Consider the following 22,264-nt stretch of genomic DNA (forward strand, 5'->3'; position numbering starts at 1 on the left):
AAAAAATATCCCATCCCCACAGGATGCCGCAATGCCAGTGAACACGTTATTACTCCGAGAGACGTTCGGCGATCGCAATAAATTTTCAGAGATGTCTATTGTGTATACACAAACTAGGTAGACTGGAAATGTAAAGATTAGACCAGTCTATGCAGAATTCCACAGCACTACCAAAGATCATCCGCGCTCATGTATTCATTACTGGCCGAGTCCAAGGTGTGGGCTATCGCTACGCCACTGTGGATACAGCTAGACAGTTGGGATTAACTGGTTGGGTGCGGAATCTCCCTGATAATCGAGTAGAGGCCGTTTTTGAAGGGGCGCGAAAGGTTGTAGATGATATGGTTCGCTGGTGTCACTCTGGGCCACCTGCTGCTGTGGTGAAAGATGTTGTGGTTGAGTATGAAGTACCTGAAGGGTTGCGGGGATTTGAAGTTAAGCGAGTTAGTTAAGGAGTTAACAGCTAACCGTAGTTTACCGCCTGTGGAAAATTTTGATTACAATGCAGATGTCCACTTGGCGGCGTGCTGTCTATCTACATAAATCCAGAAGATATCCAATGAGTAATCAATTAAAAGACTACAATCCCAGCGGCGTAGGTGAAATAAATGGCAACCTCTTAGGTTTACCCTGCGATTATGAGTCTGCAAACTTGATTGTCTTTGGTGTGCCGTGGGAAGTCACTGTTTCATACGGTGCTGGTACTGCTAATGGCCCACAGCGAATTCTAGATGCTTCAACTCAACTGGATTTGTTCGATTTTGATAACCCTGATGGTTGGAAGCAAGGAATTTTCATGGTGGAAATTCCCCAGGATATTTTAGAGAAGAATACATACTACCGCACCCTGGCAGCAAAGATTATTGAGCGATTAGCCCAAGGGAAGTCACTCTCTGATACGCCAGATTTAATACCTGTCTTGACAGAAATTAATCAGGCTGGCCAACAAGTTAATCAATGGCTGTTTGAAAATTGTCAAGAAGCAATTAATAATGGTAAGCAAGTTGCAGTCCTTGGTGGAGATCACAGTTCGCCTTTAGGTTATTTCCAAGCATTAGCGGCTAACTACGCCAACTATGGCATTTTACATATTGATGCCCACGCAGATTTACGCGATGCCTACGAAGGATTTGAGTTTTCTCATGCGTCGATTATGTTTAATGCGATGAAAATACCGCAAATTTCTAAGCTGGTGCAGGTAGGTTTGCGTGATATTAGTCATGATGAAGTGCAAATGATCGACCAATCTAGCGATCGCATTATCGCTTATTATGACCCAGCCATCAAGCAAAAGCTTTACTCTGGACAAACTTGGATTGATTTATGCCGAGAAATTATCAGTCATTTACCTGAGTATGTTTACATAAGCTTTGACGTAGATGGTTTAGATCCAAAACTCTGCCCAAGTACAGGTACTCCTGTTCCAGGTGGATTGGAATTAGAGCAAACTTTTTGTCTGTTTCGGGAATTGGTCAATAGTGGGAGAAAAATTATTGGCTTTGATATCTGCGAAGTTGGCGATGCTGAGTGGGATGGTAATGTTGGGGCGCGGATAGTTTACAAGCTGGCAAATTTGATGGATTTATCTCAGCCGAAGATATAAAAAGAAATCAGAATTCTGATTTCAGAATTGGTGAATATTCCATGAATCGGTGACACGGAAAAAGTTTTTGCTAAAAAACTAGGATTTTTGTTCTCGTTGGAGAACAAATTTCTGAATTGTGGATAAAGTTGAGTTAAAGCAATACTAATTATCAAGTTTATTTTAATTAAAATTACTGATAAAAGGCATTTATTCAATGTTAAATCATAAAGTAATATAAAAATTTTGGCAGAGAATTTTGGTCAAGAGTATAATTTAAGACATCATAAATCATTCTTATGACGTTTATACTTACGCATAAGTAAATCAAACAGGTGCAATATGAAACTACAAGATTTTTTGGGAAAAGATGATAAATGGGGATTCGATGCGATCGCTGAAGATGCAGACTTATCTCGTCAGATTCAGGTATTGTTAATCGGTTTAGGTTTGCTAGAACCTCCAGCCGATGGGAAGTTTGGCCCTGTTTCTGTGATAGGTCTCAAAAAGTTTCAGGAATTAAAAAAGACTGAAGAAAGTGGCTTTTTAGGAGCAGTCACAGCCAAAGAACTGATTGAAACTAAACTAGACGATCTTCCTAAACCCCCCTTAAAACTTGGTAATGACATTGCCAGCAGAATTGTAAAATACTTGCAATCTAAAGATTATCAGGTATTCACCAATCCTAAAGAATACAACATTGTTTATATAGAAGGTATAAATGGAGATTGGACTCTCAATAATGATGCACCCAATCAATTTAACGACCGGCGGATTGTTATTGAAGTCGTAAATGGTGTTCCCAAAATCGTAGATCACTGGGAAGCTACTACAGAACCAGGCAAGTACTACACTGATAATCCGATGAATTCTAAAGGAGCAGCTAGGATTCAGTTTGGGCAATACAAAGCTTGGGCTGTTGGTATTCACGGCACAGCAGAACCTCACGAAGCCTTAGTGCAAGTTGGAGATATCACTGTCTGTAGAGATTTGAACAAGGATTTTAAACGGACTGGCGACAAGCTTGATACAGGTGATGATTTTTTTGTGAATCAACACTACGGCTTTGATTTTCCTCGGAGTGATATTCGTCGTGCCAGTGCGGGTTGTTTAGTCGGACGTACTCGTGAGGGACATAGAGAGTTTATGGCGATTATTAAACAAGACCGTCGTTATGTCGCTAATGGCAAATATACTTTTTACACTAGCGTGATTCCTGGGGATGATTTACTGAAAACGTTTCCAGGATAGAAATAATGGGTAATTTGGTAGCGTGTTGTTGTAATGCAATGTGTGTTGTGGGCGCATAACTGTCAACTTACAGCAGTTTTCATGTATTTGAACCACATCTGTCGTAAGGGCACAGCAATGCTGTGCCCCTACCGTGTGGTCTATTTACCTGAAAATTAGCCGTAAGCTGAAACCTTTTTAAAATCTCGTTTCCAGTCGGAGACTGGAAATGATGCTCTTGGCGGCTCTGCCGCCAGTAAGGGAGGCGGAGCCTCTAAGATAGGCATTCCCAGTCCGAGACTGGGAACGAGGTAATCTAAAAGCTAGTTCTAGACTTGCTTTCACGTTAAGTTGACACCAATGCAGAACTGTGAATATCTACTGTGAAAAGTAATTTTGTCTAACCTTGTTCTTGTGGTTGCCCTATTTGTGCCGTCAGCTTCTCTTTATCTTGCCTGCGTTTTTTGGCGTAAAGTTGAATAGTGACTGCCATCAAAATAATTATGGCGAAAATAGCCCAGGCAGCAATATCTGTAGGTAGATTATTTTTAAACACAGCCAGCAGGACGATTGCTACTAACATAACTGTAGGCGCTTCATTTAAAGCACGTAATTGCTGACCACTCCAACGACACTCATCTACTGCTAATTTCTTCATCAGCCGAGCGCAGTAATGATGATAACCAATTAAAATAGCAACAAACAGCAGTTTGATATGTAACCATCCCTCTTTTAAAATATCCGGTTCAGTGGTTACTAAACCGATGGCCATTGCGATCGTCACGTACATTCCTGGGTTAGTGATGATAGAGTAAAGGCGCTTTTCCATAATTTGATACTGATTTTTCAGTATCGTTCGTGCTGGTTCAGGTTCTTCGTTCGCTTCAACGTGATAGATAAAAAGACGTACTAAGTAGAACAAACCAGCGAACCAAACTACAAATCCGACAATATGAAAGGCTTTAAACCATGAATAAGCCATGAATAATAATTTCCTTTACTTGTGGTTGCGATCCATTTTTAATGGTAATAAAAAGGAGTCAGAATTCATAATCCTCCAACCGTGAAAGGATGGAATCTTAATAATAAAGAATATTTCAATTTAGCCACTTCATCTTCCATTTAGTAGTGATTTGGAATCCTTGAATAATTGATTCTGAATTCTGACTCCTGAATTCTGACATTCATTTTTATAATATCGATTTTTGCCAAAGGTATATTGTCAATGAGCATCTTTACGACGCACAAATGGTAAAAGGTCTTCCAAAATCGCCTCGTGGTAATGTTCTTGAGGATAATGTCCGACGTTATTAAGTTTTATTAATTCGGTATTTGGTACGGAATTGGCAAAGTTTTCGGCAATGTCTACAGGTAGCCAAGGGTCAATCATACCCCATTGAATCAGAATTGGCTGTTGCCATTCTTTAAAGCCAGATTGTATTTCTGTCATGGCAGAATCAAGCTGTAAGTTGCGAATACTTGACAATAGACTTCTACCAGATGAAGAACTTTTTAAAAATGGTTTTCGATAAACATCTAAATCTTTATCTCCTATGCGATAACGGCTTCCGCCTTCTAGCGTCCGGTCAACTAATAGAGGGTCTTGGGTCATTACTTCACCAGCCAAAGGTAAACCCATTTGTTTAATTTTCCAGGGTAATTTAGCGGCAGTTGAAATTGGTGTATTTAAAATAGCTAAATTAGCAATTTGTTCTGGATGACGCAAGGCATATTGTAGCCCTACAGAACCTAAAAAGCCTTGTACAACTAAAGAAAAATGTTCAAGTTCTAGGGCTTTAATAAATCCTTCTAAAGCTGTAATAAAAGCATCGGGAGTGTAAGCAAAATCTCGTTTTTCTGGTTTGGCAGAAAAACCATAACCAATCCAATCTGGGGCGATCGCTCTTGTCCCCTGATTTGCCAAAGCAGGTATAATATGACGCCAACTGTAACTTTGTGAAACTAGGCCATGTAGCAGCAACACAGGCGCTAAGTCACTTCTACCAATTGGTAAAGATTCCCGATAAAACCATTCCAGTGAATCTACATTAATTTTATGTTCTTTTATTGACACGTTATTTTCCTATATTGGGGATTGGGGACTGGGTACTGGGTATTGATAAGAAGAATTCAGTCCTTAGTCCCCAGTCCCTAGTCCCTAGTCCCCAGTCCCCAACCCCTGAGAAATAATCATCTCACGAATTGCATAAGCTGTAGCGGGTGCTAGTAAAACGCCGTTGCGATAGTGTCCGGTAGCTAGGAGGACGTTACTAAAGCCTGGCAACCTACCAATAACTGGGGCTGGGCGTCCTTCAGGACGGGGACGTAACCCTGACCAACTGCGGAGAATAGTTGCTGTGGCTAATTCTGGACAAAATGCGATCGCTTGTTCTCTAACAGATTCCAACAGTTCTTGATTGGGCGGTATTTCATCGCCATTGCTGGGAAATTCCACTGTTGCGCCTACCCAATAATCTCCACCACCCACAGGAACAATATGGACATCGTTACCCGTTATCGCTGGCTGGAAGTCGGGATTACCTAATGGATACCCTACACGCATTTGCAACGCTTGCCCAAGTACGGGGCGAATGTCAATTATCTGATTTAATTTTGCTGTCAGTGGTGTTGAACCTAACCCTGCTGCAATGACAAACCAATCTGCGGTTATTTTTCCTTCTGTAGTCTCTAGTTGATTGCAAAATTCAGGTGTTGAGGTTGTGGCGTCCAAAACAGTTACGCCAAATTTGAAAGTTACACCATTTTGCTGGGCAGCCTCAACTAAAGCCAATGTCAGGGCAGTTGGATCGATCTGACGGTCTTGGGGAGAATAGACAGCACCAGTAATTTTTTCGTGATTAATTTGAGGACAGATATTCTGGAGTTTAGCCGTGTCCCAAATTTCTAAATTCCAGCCTTGAGAGTGGCGAATTTTTACTAGTTTTTCCCATGCTGACATCTCCTCTAGGGAGGAATCAGACAAAAGCATGAAAATTCCCTGACGATTAAAAGGAATTTTGCAGCCTGTTAAAGCTTCTAGTTCAGGAATCAAGGTTTCATAGCGTTGGATGCTAGTTTGCCGCATCTGCCAAGCCTTACCCTTGATTTTTTGGCTGATTGCGCCCATCAAAACGCCAAGTGCAGCGCCCGTGGAAGCTTGTGCTGGTGGTTGGCGATCGCAAACTGTGATTTTCAGTCCTTTTACTAGACTCAATTCGTAAGCGATCGCAGCCCCGACTACACCACAACCGATAATAACTACATTCATGAGTTGTACTTAAAGTGAGGAGTGAGAAGTTAAAAATTTTTAATTCTTAACTCCTAACTCTTAACTCCTAATTCCTAACTTTCTTCTGTTTTCGGAAGCAAATCGAGGAATTTGTCAATCTCTGCGAAAGCAGCTTGAGATTGGTTCAAGGCAACTAGAGGATTGCCAGCACTAGTAGCTTTATCGAGCTTAACCAGGTCTTTAAAAAAATCTCGCGTTATTTGACGTGCTGTGGGTTGGTCTTTGGGTAGAAGGTTGGGAGTGACATAAGTCAGATTCAACTTTGCTTCTGTTATGGGCCCATGTATAAAATTACGCACATTGATCCAATCACCTTTTTTAATCAGGGTTGTCAACTCTTCTGAGCGATCGCGCACAGCCTGAATTTCAGGAACATAAGCCTGAATTTTTTCCAGTTGTACTGCTGTGTAAGTCGGAGGGGCGATCGCAACACCAGGGCCACCACAACTAATCAGAAATGTGGACAATAATACTAGAAAAAACGAAAAAATCGAGCGTTGACGCACCATATATTCAACTTAATTGCTTTTGGTTTACCGATTCACAGTGTCATTTTAGATCGCTAGTGCAATAATTTATCGTTCTTGTCAACTCAGGATTTTGCACAAAATCTTGATATTTTCTCTAAAGGGCAGAGTTCCATCTGCTTTTGAAGAATTTTTAAGTACAATTACTTAATAGGTGTTAGCCAGCCCCAACCAGAAGCAACTTTTGGCTTCTGTTAGTCACGAAAATTGTTAGGAAAATATGATTTAGAGTTGCTAAATCTCAAAGCTCTTGATAAGCTGAAACACCAATGATATAAGCCTTCTGGCGGTTTTTCTATCTTCACATGCTTGAAGATGCCGACGCGATATAGGAGTGTTTTTTAGTGAACGCAGCTGAACAGGCAACAAACCTTGAACTCGCCAGCAACATAGCTACGGTAGTTAATTTGTTCAAATTCGAGTTTCCTGATGCCAAATCCGATCTCAAGCCTTGGAAAAATGACCCGGAAACGAGGGAGTTAGTCGATCCAGATTCTATAGATATTGGCTTTCACTTTCCTGGTATTAGCAAATCTTGGCGAAGTCGTAGTATTTTAATTCAAATCCGATTTTATCAAGATCCGATCAATAATTCCCAACGTGCGATCGGCGTAGAGGTAGCTGGATTCGATCATCGCGGTGAAGCGTGGCGACTTTCTACGGTAGAAAACTGGAATGTTGTCGGCGCATCTTCGCCTTCTGGTGAAATTGCGGATAAGCTCAAACAAATTTGCCGACAGATTTTAGAAGTTTTTAATAAACCAAGTGACTGAATTGGGGAATGCTACATCTGGGTATAAAATTGCTCAGAAAGCTCTCAATCAGTTTAGTTTAGCTGTTTGAGAGATTCGCCAATGGTATCCGTATCCCGGCTCAAACTAGAGTACTAAGTAGGTAGGCGAGAAAATTTATAACTATGTAATGACGAATTAGTTTGTGGTTAATTGACTTTTTTGGTTGATTAGTTCGTCCTAGCGGCACAGACTCGATTCGGAGATTGATGGTAGTTTATGTTTGTACAAACTCCTTGATCCCAATCGCGATACAAGCTATGACACTCAATTTATATTTACTGCGACATGGAGAAACTACTTTTAGTCAAAGTGGTAATTTCTGTGGCGAAACTGATGCGGAGTTGACTTCTGAAGGTATGGAGATGGCATCCGCTTTTGCTGATGTTTATCAACAATTGAAGTGGGAAGGGGCTTATGTTAGCCCAATGAAGCGCGCAATTGCAACTGCCAAGCCATTTTGTGATGCTATCGGTATGGATATGCAGTTGCGTGACGGACTTAAAGAAGGTAGTTACGGCGAATGGGAAACTAAGAGTAAATCATTTGCCCAAGAGAATTACGCAGAAAACTATGTAAAATGGGTGACAGAGCCAGCTTGGAATGCACCCAAAGGTGGAGAAACTGCGGTAGACATTGCTAACCGTTCTATGCCTGTAATTGCTGAAATTCAAGAAAAACATCCTCAAGGTAATGTTTTAGTAGTTTCTCATAAAGCTACGATTCGGATTATGCTTTGCAGTTTACTGGGAATTGATTTAGGACGCTATCGCTATCGGGTGAATATTTTGGTCGCGTCGGTAAGTATGGTTAAATTTGACGTTAATGGCCCTTTGTTAGAAATATTAGGCGATCGCCATCATATACCCGATGGTATTCGCTCTCGTCCGGGAACATAATACGCATCACTCGATTTTCAAGACAAGAGGAGTGCAATAGCGCTCTATGGACTTGGCAGGCGATGGGGAAAGTTCAAGGACAGAATACAAAATTTCACCCTATCTTACAGGAGATAGGGTAATGGGAATGGGGCGCGATAAGCCTACGGCATAGCAACTCTTGGAGACGCTGCGCGAACGCTTACCGCAGAGCGAGTAAAAATTCAAATTTTAGTGATGAAAACGAGCTTGGCGCTCACGCAATTCACGAGCCTTTTGTTCACGAGCTTTTTGTTCACGAGCTTGGCGTTCACGTAATTCACGAGCCTTTTGTTCACGAACCTGCTGTTCATGCAGTTGACGCTCACGACTTAGTTTAGTGTTATTAAGAGCAATAGTATTAGTATTTAAATGCTCCTTGCGAAAATTCACAACAGAAGCATTAGCATGAGTTGAAACAGCAATTGAAACAGAAGCTAATAAACCAGCAAGAAGAATAGATTTTAAGCGGTTCATATATCCTTTAGTCCTTGTTTTTCTTAACTTGTATATTGTCAATATATTCTGCATAATCAAGAAAAGATATCTAGCAAATGTCACCACTTAAACATGACTAAAGTAACTATAGCGGTTCCCATTCAGATGAGGTATAACATTACATGGCAAGGTGTAGGGGCACGGCATGCCGTGCCCCTACGGCTGTACTGTTCCATATTTAGATTGCATAACTGGGCGCTCATGTTGCCTACCCCACAACTTGATTTGGTTAATTATTCCCAATGAGATTAACGATCGCTGTAGCTAAATCCACAGGATCGACTGGTTTAGGTAAGTGTTTTTGAAATCCGGCGGCCATTGCTTGGTTATAATTAATTTCTCCAGCATAAGCTGTCAATGCGATCGCGGGAATTTGCCCACCTTGTTCTGGTGGTAATTTTCTCACCTCGCGCAGCAACATATAGCCATCCATTAAGGGCATCCCAATATCGCTTAACAGGATATCTGGCAATGATAGGGCTAATGTTTGCAATGCTTCATCTGCTGATTCAACTGCTGTTACCGTCGCGCCATATTGTTCCAGCACAAAGCTAAAAAACTCTCGCACATCAGCTTGATCGTCCACAAGCAGTATTTGCACTCCCGCAAGTAATGTGTCGTCATTACTGAGTTCTGCTTGAGAAGGCTCACTACTGCTGACTCGCAACTCAGAATTTTTCAGCAAAGGTAGGCTGACTGTAAAGGTAGCCCCAAGTCCATCTCCCAGACTCTCTGCTTGAACTGTCCCACCATGAAGTTCTACCAGATGGCGCACAATGGCCAGTCCTAATCCCAGTCCACCAAAGACTCTGGTTGTTTTAGCATCTGCTTGGCGGAAGTAGTCAAAGACGTAGGGCAAAAATTCCGGGTTGATTCCTTTACCTGTATCAATTACCTGGATTTGGGCATCTAACCCAACTTGTTTTAGATGTACTTCTACTCGTCCTTCTGTGGGGGTGAATTTCACGGCATTGGAAAGGAGATTCCACATCACTTGTTGTAAGCGATCGCCATCACCCAGAACTTTGCCGATATCATTACTTAACACTGTTTGAATTTTAATTGATTTTGCTTCTGCTGCTAAACGCACCGTTTCTAGGGCAGATGCGATCACTATTTTCAAATCTACTGCATGGAGACTTAAGCTAACTTTACCTTGTAAAATCCGGGAAACATCAAGTAAATCTCCAATCAATTGGGTTTGTAATTTGGCATTCCGCTCGATTGTTTCTAATGCCCGGATTTTAGTGGCTTCATCAAACTTGCGGGTTCTGAGTAATTTTGCCCATCCTAAAATCGGATTCAAGGGAGTTCGGAGTTCATGGGAAAGGACAGCCAGAAATTCATCTTTAATCCGGTTGGCTGTCTCAGCTTGTGCCCTAGCAGTCTTTTCGGCTTCGTAAAGTTGAGCGCGGGCGATCGCTTGGGCACACTGTTGTCCTAGTGTCAACATAAATCCCCGGTCTTCTTCGGTAAATATGTGGACAGTGGTAAAGCTTAATGCCAATGCCCCAATTACTTTGCCTTCTACTATCAAGGGAATGGAAGCCCAGGCATTATTCACCATAACAGTCACGACATCTGCTAAGTCGGGATATCTAGCAATCATGGCTGCTAAATTTTCTAAAAAAATCGGTTGCCCAGTTCTGACTGTTTCTGCTATTTGGTTAGGTGCTGTGATCGGAAAACTTGTCCAAGTATTTATGAGCGTTTGCGGATAGCCAATTCCTTGCACAACTTTTAGGGTAGTATTTCCTTCAGTAAGTAAGACAACGGAACCACCAGTAGCTTCCAAAGCGGCAATGCCTTGGTTTACCACTACATCAGTCACCTGTTGGGGAGTTAAGGCTTCTGAGAAGGCAGCAGTTATTTTTTGTAAAAGTACTGTGCGATTGACAGACCTTTCAGCGGCCTGTTTTGCCTGTTGAGTTTCTTGGTAGAGTCTAGCATTGTCGATGGCGATCGCTGCCCGTCGAGCAATATCTTCTGCTAAAGCCAAGTCTGTTTGTTGGTAATACCGGCCTGACTCGGCTGTAAAAAAAGAGAGCGATCCAAATAATTGCCCACGAGAACGAACTGGAATTACCATTAGAGAACGCATACCCAGACTTCGCAGCAATTGCAGATGTTCATCATCTTCAGACATCTGTACCAGATGAGAGTCAGATAATTCGGGTAAAAAGACAGATATTCCTAGCTGTAGCTGCTGTACAAGCTGTTTGGCTCTGATTTTGGGTCGATAACGCAGTTGGATTTCGTCTAAAATATTTAGTTTTGTGGGATCGATAATTGCGATCGCAATTTGTTTACTTGACCAATCTTCTTGAAAAACATCTACAATACACCAGTCAGCTAAGGTTGGAACTGCCAAATTCGCCACATTTTTTAAGGCAATTTCATAATCTAATGACGCAGCTAGTAAGGTGCTGGCTTCGACTAAAAAGTTTTGGGTGGCTTCAACTCGTTTGCGAGCGCTAATATCCTCAATAATCCCTAATGCATAATTTGGCTGTCTATTAGTATCCCAAACTACTGATGAAGTGAGGTTTACCCAAACGATAGAACCATCTTTGCGGATGTAGCGTTTTTCTAGGGAATAACCACTAATTTCCTTTGCCAAAACTCGCCGAACATTTTCCCAATCAAGAGCTAAATCGTGAGGGTGGGTAATTTCTTGGAAGTTCATTTGGATTAACTCTTCATGGCTATACCCAGTAATCTCACAGAAGGCAGGATTCACTTGAATAAATCGTCCATCCAACGCTACTAAAGTAATACCAACAGCTGCCTGATCGAACATCGCCCGGAACCTTTCTTCACCTTCTCGCAAGGCTACTTCTGTTTGCTTTGCTGCTGTCACATCTGCCAAAATAATTCCAATTCCTACTGTTTCACCCATTGCGTTGTTGACTGGATAATAATTGCCCAGCCAGTAGCCGTAACGTTCTGATTGTTCCCTTGTCTTACCGCTGATTTCGACATTTAGCAGGGGTTCTCCAGTTTCTAATACACGTTGTAACTGTTGCTCAAACTCAGCCGCCATCGCTGGTAACACTTCCGAAAATTTGCGTCCTAGATGTTCTTCGATAGTCAAACCGTTAATGTCAGCAAAAACCTGATTAATTCGGATATATCGCAGTTGGCGATCTAAAAAGCATACGGCAACAGGAGCAGCTGCAAGTAGCGCATCCAAAAGAGATAGAGATTCGGCATAATGGACTAAAGCCTGGTGGATATCTCGATAAAGTCGGGAATTTTCTATTGCTAAAGCAGCACGATGGGTAATCTCTGTTGCTAAAGTTAGGTCAGTGCGATCGTAGCGGCGGTCTGATTGAGCGCTGACAAAGCTGATAATGCCAAGTATTCGCCCTTGTGTGATTAACGGCACAATCATCACAGACTTCATCCCCAATTGCCGAACAAGTTCTAAGTGTTCCTGATTTTGAGTACTTGCGACTAATAGCGAGTCAGATAACTCTGCGATTAATTCACTTTGCCCAGTTCGCAATACTCTAGTAATTGCACTTGTACCCTTGTAATCTGTTGCATACTCTTGAAGTTTACGCGTCAACTCCGTTTTTGATGGGTCTGTATGGGTAACGGGTAGGCGGCGAATGGAACCATCATCATTTAAAATCTCAACGCTACACCAATCCGCAAGCTGGGGAACTGAGATTTTAGCAATCTGTTCTAAGGTTTGTTCGTAATCTAGTGAAGTAGAGAGTAAACTACTAACTTCGGCAATATAGCGAAATCTTTCTTCACTAACTCGCAGCTTTTGGAAATTTTCATCAGCCTGTTTTTTAGCAGTCTTTAATGCTTCACAAATGATACTAAAAAGCAATCCTTGTAATGCAAAAAAACCAATTCTCACAGAATTTGAGAGGTCAAAACTTAGCTCAAAAACTGGCGGGAGAAAGAAGTAATTGCTCAGTAACGCAGACAAGGAGGTTGCCAATAACCCTGATTTCAAACCACCATACCAAGCACTCAGCATGATAGCGCTAAAAAATAGCAAAAAAGGAGTTCCACTCATGCTTAACCACGGGTCTAGCATCAACATTAGTATTAATGCAGATGTGACAATTAATACAGCAATGCTATAACGCACTAACTTGGAATAATGAATATGGGGCATGAAAATGTCTTGGAACAACCAATACTCATTGCAGAGGCTCTACATACACTAAGCTAGTTCGCAAGTTTTAGTAATTTATCTATAGATAGATTTTTATTTATTAAAGAAACTTCTTTCGTTAGAGGTTAATTACTCGGTTATATAGTAATAAAAGCGAGAACTTATCATTAACCTTCTATATTCATAACATTAGGTTGCTGATGATATAATACTCGATTTAAAGAAATGCTGTGAGCCAAATTTATAACAAATGCCAATAAAGATGATTTTAAATATCCTATACAGCACTTACGGCAGCTATGAGGTACATTCCCAAATCTGAAAGCTTTGATAGGAGAGGGCAAGGAGAAAAACTGTATTGCATAATAGCCGGAAGCGCTGTATATCTTCTGCTTCCATCTCCAACCCAAATCTGACTAAAAGATGTGGGTAAATTAAAATTAATCGCAATTAAACAGAGACTCTTCGCTGACTGTCGATTTTTGTTTATGTTTGCGTAAAATTGTTTTGCTTGTACCCCAAAAACCTATAGCTAGTATTCCTAATGTGAAAGATGGTTCAGGAATAGAGTCAACTCGACGAAACTCAATCGGCGTAGCGAAAAGCAAATTACCATTGGCTCCAAAAATCTTGTCTAAAGAGTCGATACCATTTTCAGAGACAGTTACACTAGAAATCACCTTACCACCAGAACTTGTTGGACAGCCATTAGGAGAGTTATTTCCAATGTAGTCAGTCGGTTCCCACAAAAGTTGCAAATTGCAGCTTGTTGCTAAAACCTTGCTAGAGTCAAGAGTATGTTCCGATTCTGGTCGATTACATAATCCAGTTACAGAATAGTTTGTATCAAAGGCACGAATACTGAGATTCACTGCTGAATTCTCTTGGCTAAAAGAATAAAGACGGAAGCGATTAATACTTTTTTGCTCAAGATAAATATTCTCTGTTCCAGTTACAGGGTTTGTATTGGTCAATGCCACACTACAACTTGACAGAGTAATCAGTGGAATTGAAGGGTTAGTTGCCACTTGTTGGGAATTATCGAACAAACCAGTAAACCACTGTGCTACTTGCTTGACTTGTGTTTCAAGTGGTGGCGCAGTAATAGCATTAGCGTGAGTTGCCTGAATAAGTGTGAATGCTGAAAATAATGCTGTCAGAGTATATACTTTGATGAAATTCATAAATTAATGCGATATCTGAAATTTCAAAGTATTTTATCTTACTTTTGCTGTGACACAATACTCAGTTAGGAATAAGAATTAAATAACATGCAATTTCTGTCCCTGGTTTACCTTACCCTCAATCCCTCTCCTTATAAAGGAGAGGGAAGCTAGAGACAGGATGAGGTTTTGTATCTTATTTAATCCACGTTCCTTGTTAGTTTGGAATCAATAAAACTATATTCAATTAATCCTTCAGTACTGCTACCAATTTTTCAATATGCGCTGCTTCATGAGTTGCCATTAAAGATATTCTGATCCGACTTGTGGGCACTGTGGGAGGACGAATTGCTGGGGCAAAAATGCCAGCATCTCTTAGTTGTTTTCCAGCTTGGAGGGCATCTGTGGCACTAGGCAATTGAAAACATAATATTGGTGATTCTGAAGGCAGTAATTTTAGATTGGGTAACTGTTGTTGCAGCAAACTTTTCAAGTAATGTACGTTTTCCCACAATTTGTCCCGGCGTTGCGGTTCTTGTTGCACTATCTTGATTGCGGCTAAAGCTGCCGCCGTATCAGCAGGTGAAAGCCCAGTGGTGTAAATCCAAGTGGGTGCGCGGTTCCGCAAAAAGTCGATTAGGGCGCTACTTCCTGCCACATATCCGCCTAAACTAGCCAAAGCTTTACTTAAAGTACCAATTTGAATTAATGGCTTTCCCGTACACCCAAAATGTTCGACACACCCAGCGCCAGTTTTTCCTAGTACGCCAGTGGCATGAGCTTCATCGACTAGCAGCATACAGCTAAATTCATCAGCGAGATCCAACAGTGTAGGTAATGGACATAAATCGCCATCCATGCTGAAGACGGTATCAGTCAGAATCAAACAGCGTCGGTAATTTTGCCGCTGTTGACTCAACTGAGTTTTTAATACTGCCATATCACAGTGCGGGTATTCTACAAATGCTGCACCGCTAAGAACCACTCCATTTTTCAGACTGGAATGATTGTACTGGTCAGAAAATATTAGATCACGCTTGCCTACAAGGGCGGTAATTGCACCCAGATTGGCTAGATACCCAGAACTAAATACCAAGGCATCTTCTGTTTGTTTGGTAGATGCGATCGCCTCCTCTAACTCCCTGTGTAATTTTCTATGCCCACTGAGTAATCTAGAACCAGTACTACCAGTGCCAAATTTTGCGATCGCAGCCGTCGCCGCTGCCATCAACCGCTCATCCCCAGCCAATCCCAAATAGTCATTGCTGGCAAAATTAATTACCTCTTGCCCAGCTAAAACCACCGTTGCACCCGGACGACCATCAATAGGCTGTACTGAACGATACCAGTCTGCTCGATGAATTGTTGCTAAGGACTGTTCTAGCCAGGCATAAGGATCGGTTGGCATAGGGGCAGGGGGAGCAGGGGAGGCAGGGGGGGCAGGGGAGAATAACTAATGACAAATGACCAATGACTAATGACCATTAAACTTGTTCGCTACTGAGATGAGCGATCGCTTGTTTAATCCAGTCTTCGACGTAGGCATCTTTGGGTAGTCCGATGTCTTCGCTGACTACATGCAGGGCATGACTGACCTCATGGGCAGTATATCCCAAGGCGAAGAGGGTCATTTGCACCTCTTCGAGAATTCCTGGTGCAGGCCCGCCTGTGGCGACGAAGAACCCGGCTGATTTGCGCCACTCGACTAATTTACTTTTCAGTTCCAAACAGATGCGTTCAGCGATTTTTTTGCCCACACCTGGAGCCTGAATGAGGATTTGTGTATTGCCAGCGATAATTGCTTGGACTAAATCTGGTAGTTCCAGAGTGTCCAAGAGGGCGATCGCTAAGGCTGCACCAATCCCTGTGACAGTCAGCAAGTGGCGAAATAAATCGCGTTCGGCTGGGGAAGCAAAGCCATATAGAAAGGGCACTTCTTCGCGAATTTGGAAATGGGTAAAAATTTGCGCCACTCCTCCCGATTCTGGTAACTGATTTGCTAGCCGTTGGGGAACTTGCAAATCATACCCTAAGCCATTCACTTCCAGAGTCAGAATCACGCGATTAGCGCCAATTGTTTGGATACCAGCGACTATACCTTTTAGATAACTAATCATTACAAGAGACCAAAATAATGTAAGCCTTCAATAATTCCACCTGCACAAAAACATGAAGCCAGGTAGCGGTAGTCTGCGGGATACTCATTGTGCCATTGGAGTAACTCTTTGCGGGCATTCCCCACAATGATTCCCCGTTCGTTGCCTACAGCAAATAAAGCAATATCATTACCTGAATCACCACAGACAACTGTTTGTTCTGCTGCAAATTTCCACTTCTGGCGTAAAAATTGCATTGCTTGACCTTTATCGCTGGTGCGGGGTACAATGTCAAGGTCTATATCGCTACTGTAGATTAACTTTACATTTAATTTATATTTTTGCAACTCCGCTTCAAGTTGTGGTAGAACATTCGCAGATGCTTTTTGTTCTAAAAAAAAGCTCACTTTGAAGGGACGCTGTTCTGAATCTGGTTGCCGAACTAACTCACGGTATTTCCGGGTAATAGATAATACAGCTTCCCGTTCCCATCCCGGAGAGAGGATTTCTGACCAATCTGAGTCTGGAGTATCAGTACCATCAAGGTAAATTTCTGTACCTACAGAAAGGACAAGGGCATCCGGTTGCAAAAGATTTTTTTCAGCTTGGAGTTCTTTGTAAAGTACAGGTGATCGCCCGGTAGAATAAACTATTTTAGTCCCATATTCTTGGCGATGTCTCTTCAGCAGTTGATTTAGTTCTGGTAAAGCGCTGTCATCGCCGACGGTGCGATATACGAGGGTGTCGTCTAAATCGGTTACAAACAGAAATGGTTTCATGATTAAATCTCTTGCAAAATTTCGTTATTCTAACGTGTGAAGAGACTTTTGCAAGAGATTTGTTTGCTAAAAACAAAACGTTATATCAGAAATTATTCTTTTGTAGAGACGGCGATTTATCGCGTCTTTGTGATAATTGATGATCGCATTTTTGGGATTTAGAATTGTCATCACAAAACTTTAACCGAACCGTATTGTCTACTACGTCTTGAGAATGGCGATCGCCTCATTAGTACAGAGTTTAAGTGTCGCGATAATGCCATACTCAATCTCAAGAAAACCGAATTGATTGAAGGAGTTGTTTATGTAGTATAGCGGTTCCCATTCAGATGAGGTACAACATTATATCGCAAGGTGTAGGGGCACGGCATGCCGTTCCCCTACGGCTGTACCTTACTAGGTCGGGAAACGCTATATCACCTTTCAATTAAACTAAATCATCGTTTACTGTGTACAAGTGCCACCACAGCTTGAGCTAACTCTTCTGGATCGAGAGGCTTGGTAACGTGTCGTTGATAACCACTAGTTATAGCTCGTTCGTAATCATCAACTCTGGCATAAGCAGTCAAAGCGATCGCGGGAATCTCTCCCCCTTTTTCGGGCGTTAAGGTGCGGATTTGTTGAATCAGTGAATAACCATCGACTCCGGGCATCCCAATATCACTGACTAAGACATCGGGTTGAAAAGACTCCAGGTTTGCTAAAACTTCTGCCGCAGAGGCAACAGTTAGGACTGTAGCTCCGTATTCAGTAAGTAATACTGTTAGTAGTTCACGCGCATCGGGATCGTCATCAACTGTGAGGACTCGAATGCCTGTAAGTTCCAGTGCTGGTTGTGGCAACTCATCTGGCTGCTTGATTTCCGGTTCAATATTCAGCAGTGGCAACTGGACTGTAAAGGTGGCTCCCAAGCCTTCACCAGGACTATCAGCCGCGATCGTGCCGCCGTGAGCCTCAACTAACTGCCGGACGATCGCTAACCCCAATCCTAACCCCCCATACTTGCGGGTAATTGAGACATCTTCCTGACGGAATGACTCAAAAATATACGGGAGAAAGTCTGAGTTAATGCCTTTACCAGTGTCACTGACAGTAATCTGTGCTTGATCGTTAAGTCGCTCTAATCGGGTTTCTACGCGTCCTCCTTTGGGGGTAAACTTGATCGCGTTAGAAAGTAAATTCCAAACGATCTGTTGAAGGCGGTTGGAATCTCCAGAGACTTGCCCAATATTTTGCAGTATGGAATGCAACACAATTGATTTGGAAAGGGCTGCTGTATTTACTGTATCGATCGCAGATTCAATCACAAATGCCAGATTCACAGGAGTAGCATCGATGCTGAGTTTGCCGCGCAGAATCTTGGCAACATCGAGTAAGTCATCAATCAGTTGAGTTTGCAATTTAGCGTTGCGTTCAATGGTGGCTAAGGCTTCGGCTGTTTTGGCTTCACTAAATTTCCGGGTTTGTAGCAGTTTTGTCCAGCCGAGAATTGGGTTAAGAGGCGATCGCAATTCGTGGGAGAGAACCGCCAGAAATTCATCTTTGATCCGATTAGCGCGTTCGGCTTCGGCTCTGGCTGCTTGTTCTAGCTGCAATAGGCGATCGCGTTCAATTTCAGTTTGTTTGCGATCGGTGATATCTTGCACATTACCTACCATCCGTACCGCATTGCCCGCAGCATCATAGAAAACCTGACCTCTAGCCGCTAACCAGCGAATGCCATCAGGATGTATAGTACGGAAGTCATCTTCATAGTACTCTTCCTGTTGCTGGATGGTGCGACTCACTGCTTCATTGGCTGAGGTGCGATCGTCTGGGTGCAGGAGACTTAACCACAGTTGATATGTGATTTCCTGTGTGCTTGGGTCAAGCCCAAACAGATTGACGTACTCTTCAGATACATGAGCGCTATTGTGGATAATGTCCCAGTCCCATAATCCCGATTGCGTCGCTTTATACGCCAATTTCAACCGGGCTTCGCTTTCCTGCAAGAGGAGTTCTATCTTTTTGCGATCGGTAATGTCTCGTGAAATCAACAAGATTCGTTCCAGCTGCCCAGAAGCATCCAAAATCGGGCTAACGACCACTTCCCACCATTTCGGAGTGCCTTTTATAGTTGGGCAGTATCCGCGAAAAATGCTGACTTTGCCTGTTTTAGTGGCAGCAAGTGCCTCCTCTGCTTCTTGCCGAGAACTGCCTTCCCAGAAACCGAGCCATTCAGTATTGAGATAGGCATTTAAATCATCAATTTCCATCAAACACAGTCCACCTGTATTCATATACAGCAGCCGCCCATCAAGACTTAATACCTTGATGCAATCAGAACTGCTGTCTAAAATACGGTTTTTAAATTCTTCACTCTGGCGCAAGGCTTCTTCAGTTTGTTGGCGAGTGGTGATATCTCGCCAAGTAGCAACAAATCCATCTCCACATTTAGCCACGCGGATATCAAAGGCTCTAACTAAGCGTTGTTCTCCGTAATCATCTTCATAAACTAGGCTGTCTTTAATGAGCGGCTGTCCTGTTTCTACTACCTGGCAGTATTCATCAAACAATCCACTTTCACGATGCCCTGGTAGTAATTGACATAACCCATGCCCAATCTGCTGCTCATAAGTCATTTTATTGTTGAAACAAGCCGCACTATTAACATATTCAGTCACAAAATCGACAATCTGTCCTTGCTCATTCCGTACAGCACGGTATACCCCAAAGCAGTCCAGCATATTTTCAATTGAGGTGCGGAAGCGTTCTTCGCTCTTTCGCAAAGAAAGTTCTGCCTGTTTGCGCTCGCTGATATCATGATGGATGCCTGAAAGCCGGAGTGGATTGCCCTGTCGATCGCGCGAAACTACCTTTCCGTGGTTGGCAATCCATTTCCACTTCCCAGACTTGGTTAACATTCGATATTCAAATTTGTAAGATACCGAATCGTCGTGAAGATGAGCATTCAACCGTTCCATCACCCAAACTTTATCGTCAGGATGAATCAGTCGCTCCCAACTGCTAAAGTCCCCAGGTAAATCTCCTGGCTCATATCCGAGCATTTCTAGCCATCGGGAACTTAAATAATCTTCATTGGTAACAACGTTCCAATCCCAGAGACCGCCACCAGAACCTTCCAGTGCCATTTGCAGGCGTTCTTCACTGTCTCGCAAGGCTTGCTCTGCCTGCTTGCGATCGCTGATGTCTTCGGCAATACCTGCAAACCGATAAATCTCTCCGGTTTCATCTCGAAGGGGAAAGCAGCGATCCTGAACCCAGCGAATACTACCATCGGCTAAAATAATCCGGTATTCTTCATCAAATTTACCTGCAACAGCTTTTTCAGAAAACGCTCTCTGAATCGATTCACAATCTTCTGGGTGAATCCGATCTATCCAGGTTTTTTCTCCTGTATACAATTCTTGCGGGTTCAATCCCCACAGGCGTTTATATGCAGGACTAACATAGCTAACTCGATTTTCCGGTACTTCTTTGATCCAGAACACTGCATCAATATTTTCTGCAAGCTGCCGAAAACGTTCCTCACTCTCGCGCAGAGTTTCGGCTGATCGTTTGCGTTCGGTGATATCGAGATCGATACCCGCCATCTGAATCGGTTGCCCGTGTTGGTTGTAGAATACTTTACCCTGACTCAGTGCCCACCGAATCGTACCATTGGGATATACTACTCGAAATTCAATGTCATAGTCTTCTCCGGTGGCGATGGCACGCTCGACGGCTGCCAAAACGCGATCGCGATCATCAGGGTGGACTCGCGTGGCAAACATCTCGAATGAGCCGTCAAACTCTCCTAGCTCCATTCCAAATGAGGCTTCCAGGTTATCCGACCAGGAAATTTTTCCGGTTTGGATGTTCCAGTTCCACGTTCCCATCCGCGAAGCTGATAGCGCCAATCGCAGCCGTTGTTCGCTCTGGCGTAGTTCTGCTTCTACCTGTTGGCGTTCCTTTAGTTCACGCTGTGCCTGCTGATACAGTTCTGCCTGTCGCAAGGCGATACTCATCTGAGTTGCCAACTCTTTAAGCAAGTCAATTTCTAAGGGCTGCCAAAATCGAGTGGAGGTACAATGATGAGCAATGAGCAATCCCCAAAACTGGTTGTCTTGCAGAATTGGTACAACCAGATTAGCTTTGACTTGAAACTGTGCCAACAATTCACTGTGGCAGGGGTCAATACTGCGATCGTGAATATCTGATACTGCCGTTACTTGCCCCTGATAATAACGTTCGATATAATTCTCGTTCGAGGCGGGATTGTACCTGACAGGTTGCGGTCGATTCGAGGTGATGTAGCTCTCAGCAAGGCAGGGATCGTACATAGTAGACGAGAGGAGCGATCGCCACTGTGCCCCAACTGATTCTGCTATTACTGTGCCATTCCCGTCAGGTTTTAACTGAAAAACCAAGACGCGATCGGTGTGCAGAAATTCTCGTACTTCGGCTACAGTTGTTTGAAGAATTTCATCCAGATTCAGCGATTGGTGAATTTTCTGGGTAATATGTGAAATTACGCGCTCTCGTTCAATACGCTGTTGTAGTAGGGTGCGTAACTGCACGGTTTCAATTGCCCCATTGACTGCTATTTGCAGCCCTTCTGGGGTGATTTGCTCTTTGATAATATAATCTTGTGCGCCTGCTTTGATCGCCTTAACTGCGATCGCCTCATTGCCCTGCCGAGTGACGACAATCACAGGTAGGCAAGGCTGTTGCATTGAGGGTTGCAATTGTGCCAGAAATTCCAGTCCGTCCATGTCGGGCAGTCGATAATCAAGCAACACAGCATCAGGCTGATGTTGCTGCCAAAGTTCTAGCCCTTGTTGTCCCAGCGTTGCTTCTAGGATAGTGTAAGAAGATTCGCGATCGCGCAACAAATATCGCCGATAGAGTTCTCGATCTTCTGGGGAATCATCGACAATTAAGAGGGTGCGCTGTTGCTGAGACATCGTAAAATTAATTGAGCGGATAGAGTTAAAGCCCACATTCCGCAGGTTATGATAGAGAAATTAGTGTTTTAAAAATAGTGCTAAAATCCTCACCTATGTAAAGAATTATATCATAACGAATCCTGTGGGTAATCAGGCAATGTCGTTACTTTAAACCAATATTCCACGAGCATTTGAATATCTCTTTTCAGTTGAGCAAAATTGATTGGTTTAACAATATAGCTGTTGACACCATATTGATAGCATACTTCAATAGAGTTGTCGGGAAATAAAAGATGAGTGAGACAATAATGGTCTGCAATTGGGAT

General features: G+C 42.8%; 16 protein-coding genes and 1 pseudogene. 5 read left to right on the plus strand and 12 right to left on the minus strand.

Annotation, left to right across the window (positions count from 1 at the left end):
* Positions 1–149: 149 nt before the first annotated feature.
* From HWQ39_RS12630 to HWQ39_RS12640, 3 genes are all read left to right on the plus strand, one after another.
* Positions 150–452 (plus strand): acylphosphatase, encoded by a 303-nt coding sequence (locus HWQ39_RS12630; protein WP_292844935.1) that lies wholly within the window; start codon positions 150–152, stop codon positions 450–452.
* Positions 453–559: 107 nt separating this feature from the next.
* Positions 560–1,603: an agmatinase SpeB gene (speB, locus tag HWQ39_RS12635; protein ID WP_292844938.1), complete on the plus strand. Its 1,044-nt coding sequence runs from the start codon at positions 560–562 to the stop codon at positions 1,601–1,603.
* Between the two features lie 321 nt (positions 1,604–1,924).
* On the plus strand, positions 1,925–2,833 hold the full coding sequence (locus tag HWQ39_RS12640) for a peptidoglycan-binding domain-containing protein (protein WP_292844941.1): 909 nt from the start codon (positions 1,925–1,927) through the stop codon (positions 2,831–2,833).
* Between the two features lie 379 nt (positions 2,834–3,212).
* Here the strand turns inward: HWQ39_RS12640 and hemJ are convergent, their stop codons facing one another.
* The 4 genes from hemJ to psbQ form a co-directional block, all read right to left on the minus strand.
* Positions 3,213–3,794: a protoporphyrinogen oxidase HemJ gene (gene hemJ, locus HWQ39_RS12645; protein ID WP_292844944.1), complete on the minus strand. Its 582-nt coding sequence runs from the start codon at positions 3,792–3,794 to the stop codon at positions 3,213–3,215.
* A 240-nt stretch (positions 3,795–4,034) separates the two neighbouring features.
* Positions 4,035–4,886 (minus strand): alpha/beta fold hydrolase, encoded by an 852-nt coding sequence (locus HWQ39_RS12650; protein ID WP_292844947.1) that lies wholly within the window; start codon positions 4,884–4,886, stop codon positions 4,035–4,037.
* An 84-nt stretch (positions 4,887–4,970) separates the two neighbouring features.
* Entirely contained in the window at positions 4,971–6,080 is a 1,110-nt protein-coding gene (locus HWQ39_RS12655; RefSeq protein ID WP_292844950.1) for an FAD-dependent oxidoreductase, read from the minus strand.
* A 74-nt stretch (positions 6,081–6,154) separates the two neighbouring features.
* Positions 6,155–6,610 (minus strand): photosystem II protein PsbQ, encoded by a 456-nt coding sequence (psbQ, locus tag HWQ39_RS12660; RefSeq protein WP_292844953.1) that lies wholly within the window; start codon positions 6,608–6,610, stop codon positions 6,155–6,157.
* 362 nt (positions 6,611–6,972) lie between these two features.
* On the opposite strand from psbQ, the gene HWQ39_RS12665 reads away from it, so the two are divergent.
* Both HWQ39_RS12665 and HWQ39_RS12670 read left to right on the plus strand, forming a co-directional pair.
* On the plus strand, positions 6,973–7,401 hold the full coding sequence (locus HWQ39_RS12665) for a hypothetical protein (RefSeq protein ID WP_292844956.1): 429 nt from the start codon (positions 6,973–6,975) through the stop codon (positions 7,399–7,401).
* A gap of 278 nt (positions 7,402–7,679) precedes the next feature.
* The gene (locus HWQ39_RS12670) at positions 7,680–8,318 is read left to right on the plus strand and encodes a histidine phosphatase family protein (protein WP_292844959.1); all 639 of its coding nucleotides are present in this window, start codon (positions 7,680–7,682) and stop codon (positions 8,316–8,318) included.
* 210 nt (positions 8,319–8,528) lie between these two features.
* Here HWQ39_RS12670 and HWQ39_RS12675 read toward each other — a convergent pair whose 3' ends face one another.
* The 8 genes and pseudogenes from HWQ39_RS12675 to HWQ39_RS12710 all read right to left on the minus strand — a co-directional run.
* Positions 8,529–8,813: a hypothetical protein gene (locus HWQ39_RS12675; protein WP_292844962.1), complete on the minus strand. Its 285-nt coding sequence runs from the start codon at positions 8,811–8,813 to the stop codon at positions 8,529–8,531.
* Between the two features lie 250 nt (positions 8,814–9,063).
* Positions 9,064–12,972, minus strand: a complete 3,909-nt coding sequence (locus HWQ39_RS12680) for a PAS domain S-box protein (RefSeq protein WP_292844965.1) — start codon at positions 12,970–12,972, stop codon at positions 9,064–9,066.
* 440 nt (positions 12,973–13,412) lie between these two features.
* Positions 13,413–14,156, minus strand: coding sequence for a chromophore lyase CpcT/CpeT (locus HWQ39_RS12685; RefSeq protein WP_292844968.1), 744 nt, complete (start codon positions 14,154–14,156; stop codon positions 13,413–13,415).
* A gap of 226 nt (positions 14,157–14,382) precedes the next feature.
* Positions 14,383–15,543: an 8-amino-7-oxononanoate synthase gene (gene bioF, locus HWQ39_RS12690; protein ID WP_292844971.1), complete on the minus strand. Its 1,161-nt coding sequence runs from the start codon at positions 15,541–15,543 to the stop codon at positions 14,383–14,385.
* Positions 15,544–15,619: 76 nt separating this feature from the next.
* Positions 15,620–16,252 (minus strand): Holliday junction branch migration protein RuvA, encoded by a 633-nt coding sequence (ruvA, locus tag HWQ39_RS12695; RefSeq protein ID WP_265269913.1) that lies wholly within the window; start codon positions 16,250–16,252, stop codon positions 15,620–15,622.
* Positions 16,252–17,010 (minus strand): sucrose-phosphate phosphatase, encoded by a 759-nt coding sequence (locus HWQ39_RS12700; protein ID WP_292844978.1) that lies wholly within the window; start codon positions 17,008–17,010, stop codon positions 16,252–16,254. Before HWQ39_RS12700 ends, ruvA begins: the two co-directional genes overlap by 1 nt.
* A gap of 437 nt (positions 17,011–17,447) precedes the next feature.
* Positions 17,448–21,956, minus strand: a complete 4,509-nt coding sequence (locus HWQ39_RS12705; RefSeq protein WP_292844981.1) for a PAS domain-containing protein — start codon at positions 21,954–21,956, stop codon at positions 17,448–17,450.
* Positions 21,957–22,066: 110 nt separating this feature from the next.
* Positions 22,067–22,264, minus strand: a pseudogene (locus tag HWQ39_RS12710) (hypothetical protein); the annotation flags it as partial.

The sequence above is a fragment of the Nostoc sp. NMS8 genome, assembly GCF_017115045.1.
Classification (GTDB): Bacteria; Cyanobacteriota; Cyanobacteriia; order Cyanobacteriales; family Nostocaceae; genus Nostoc.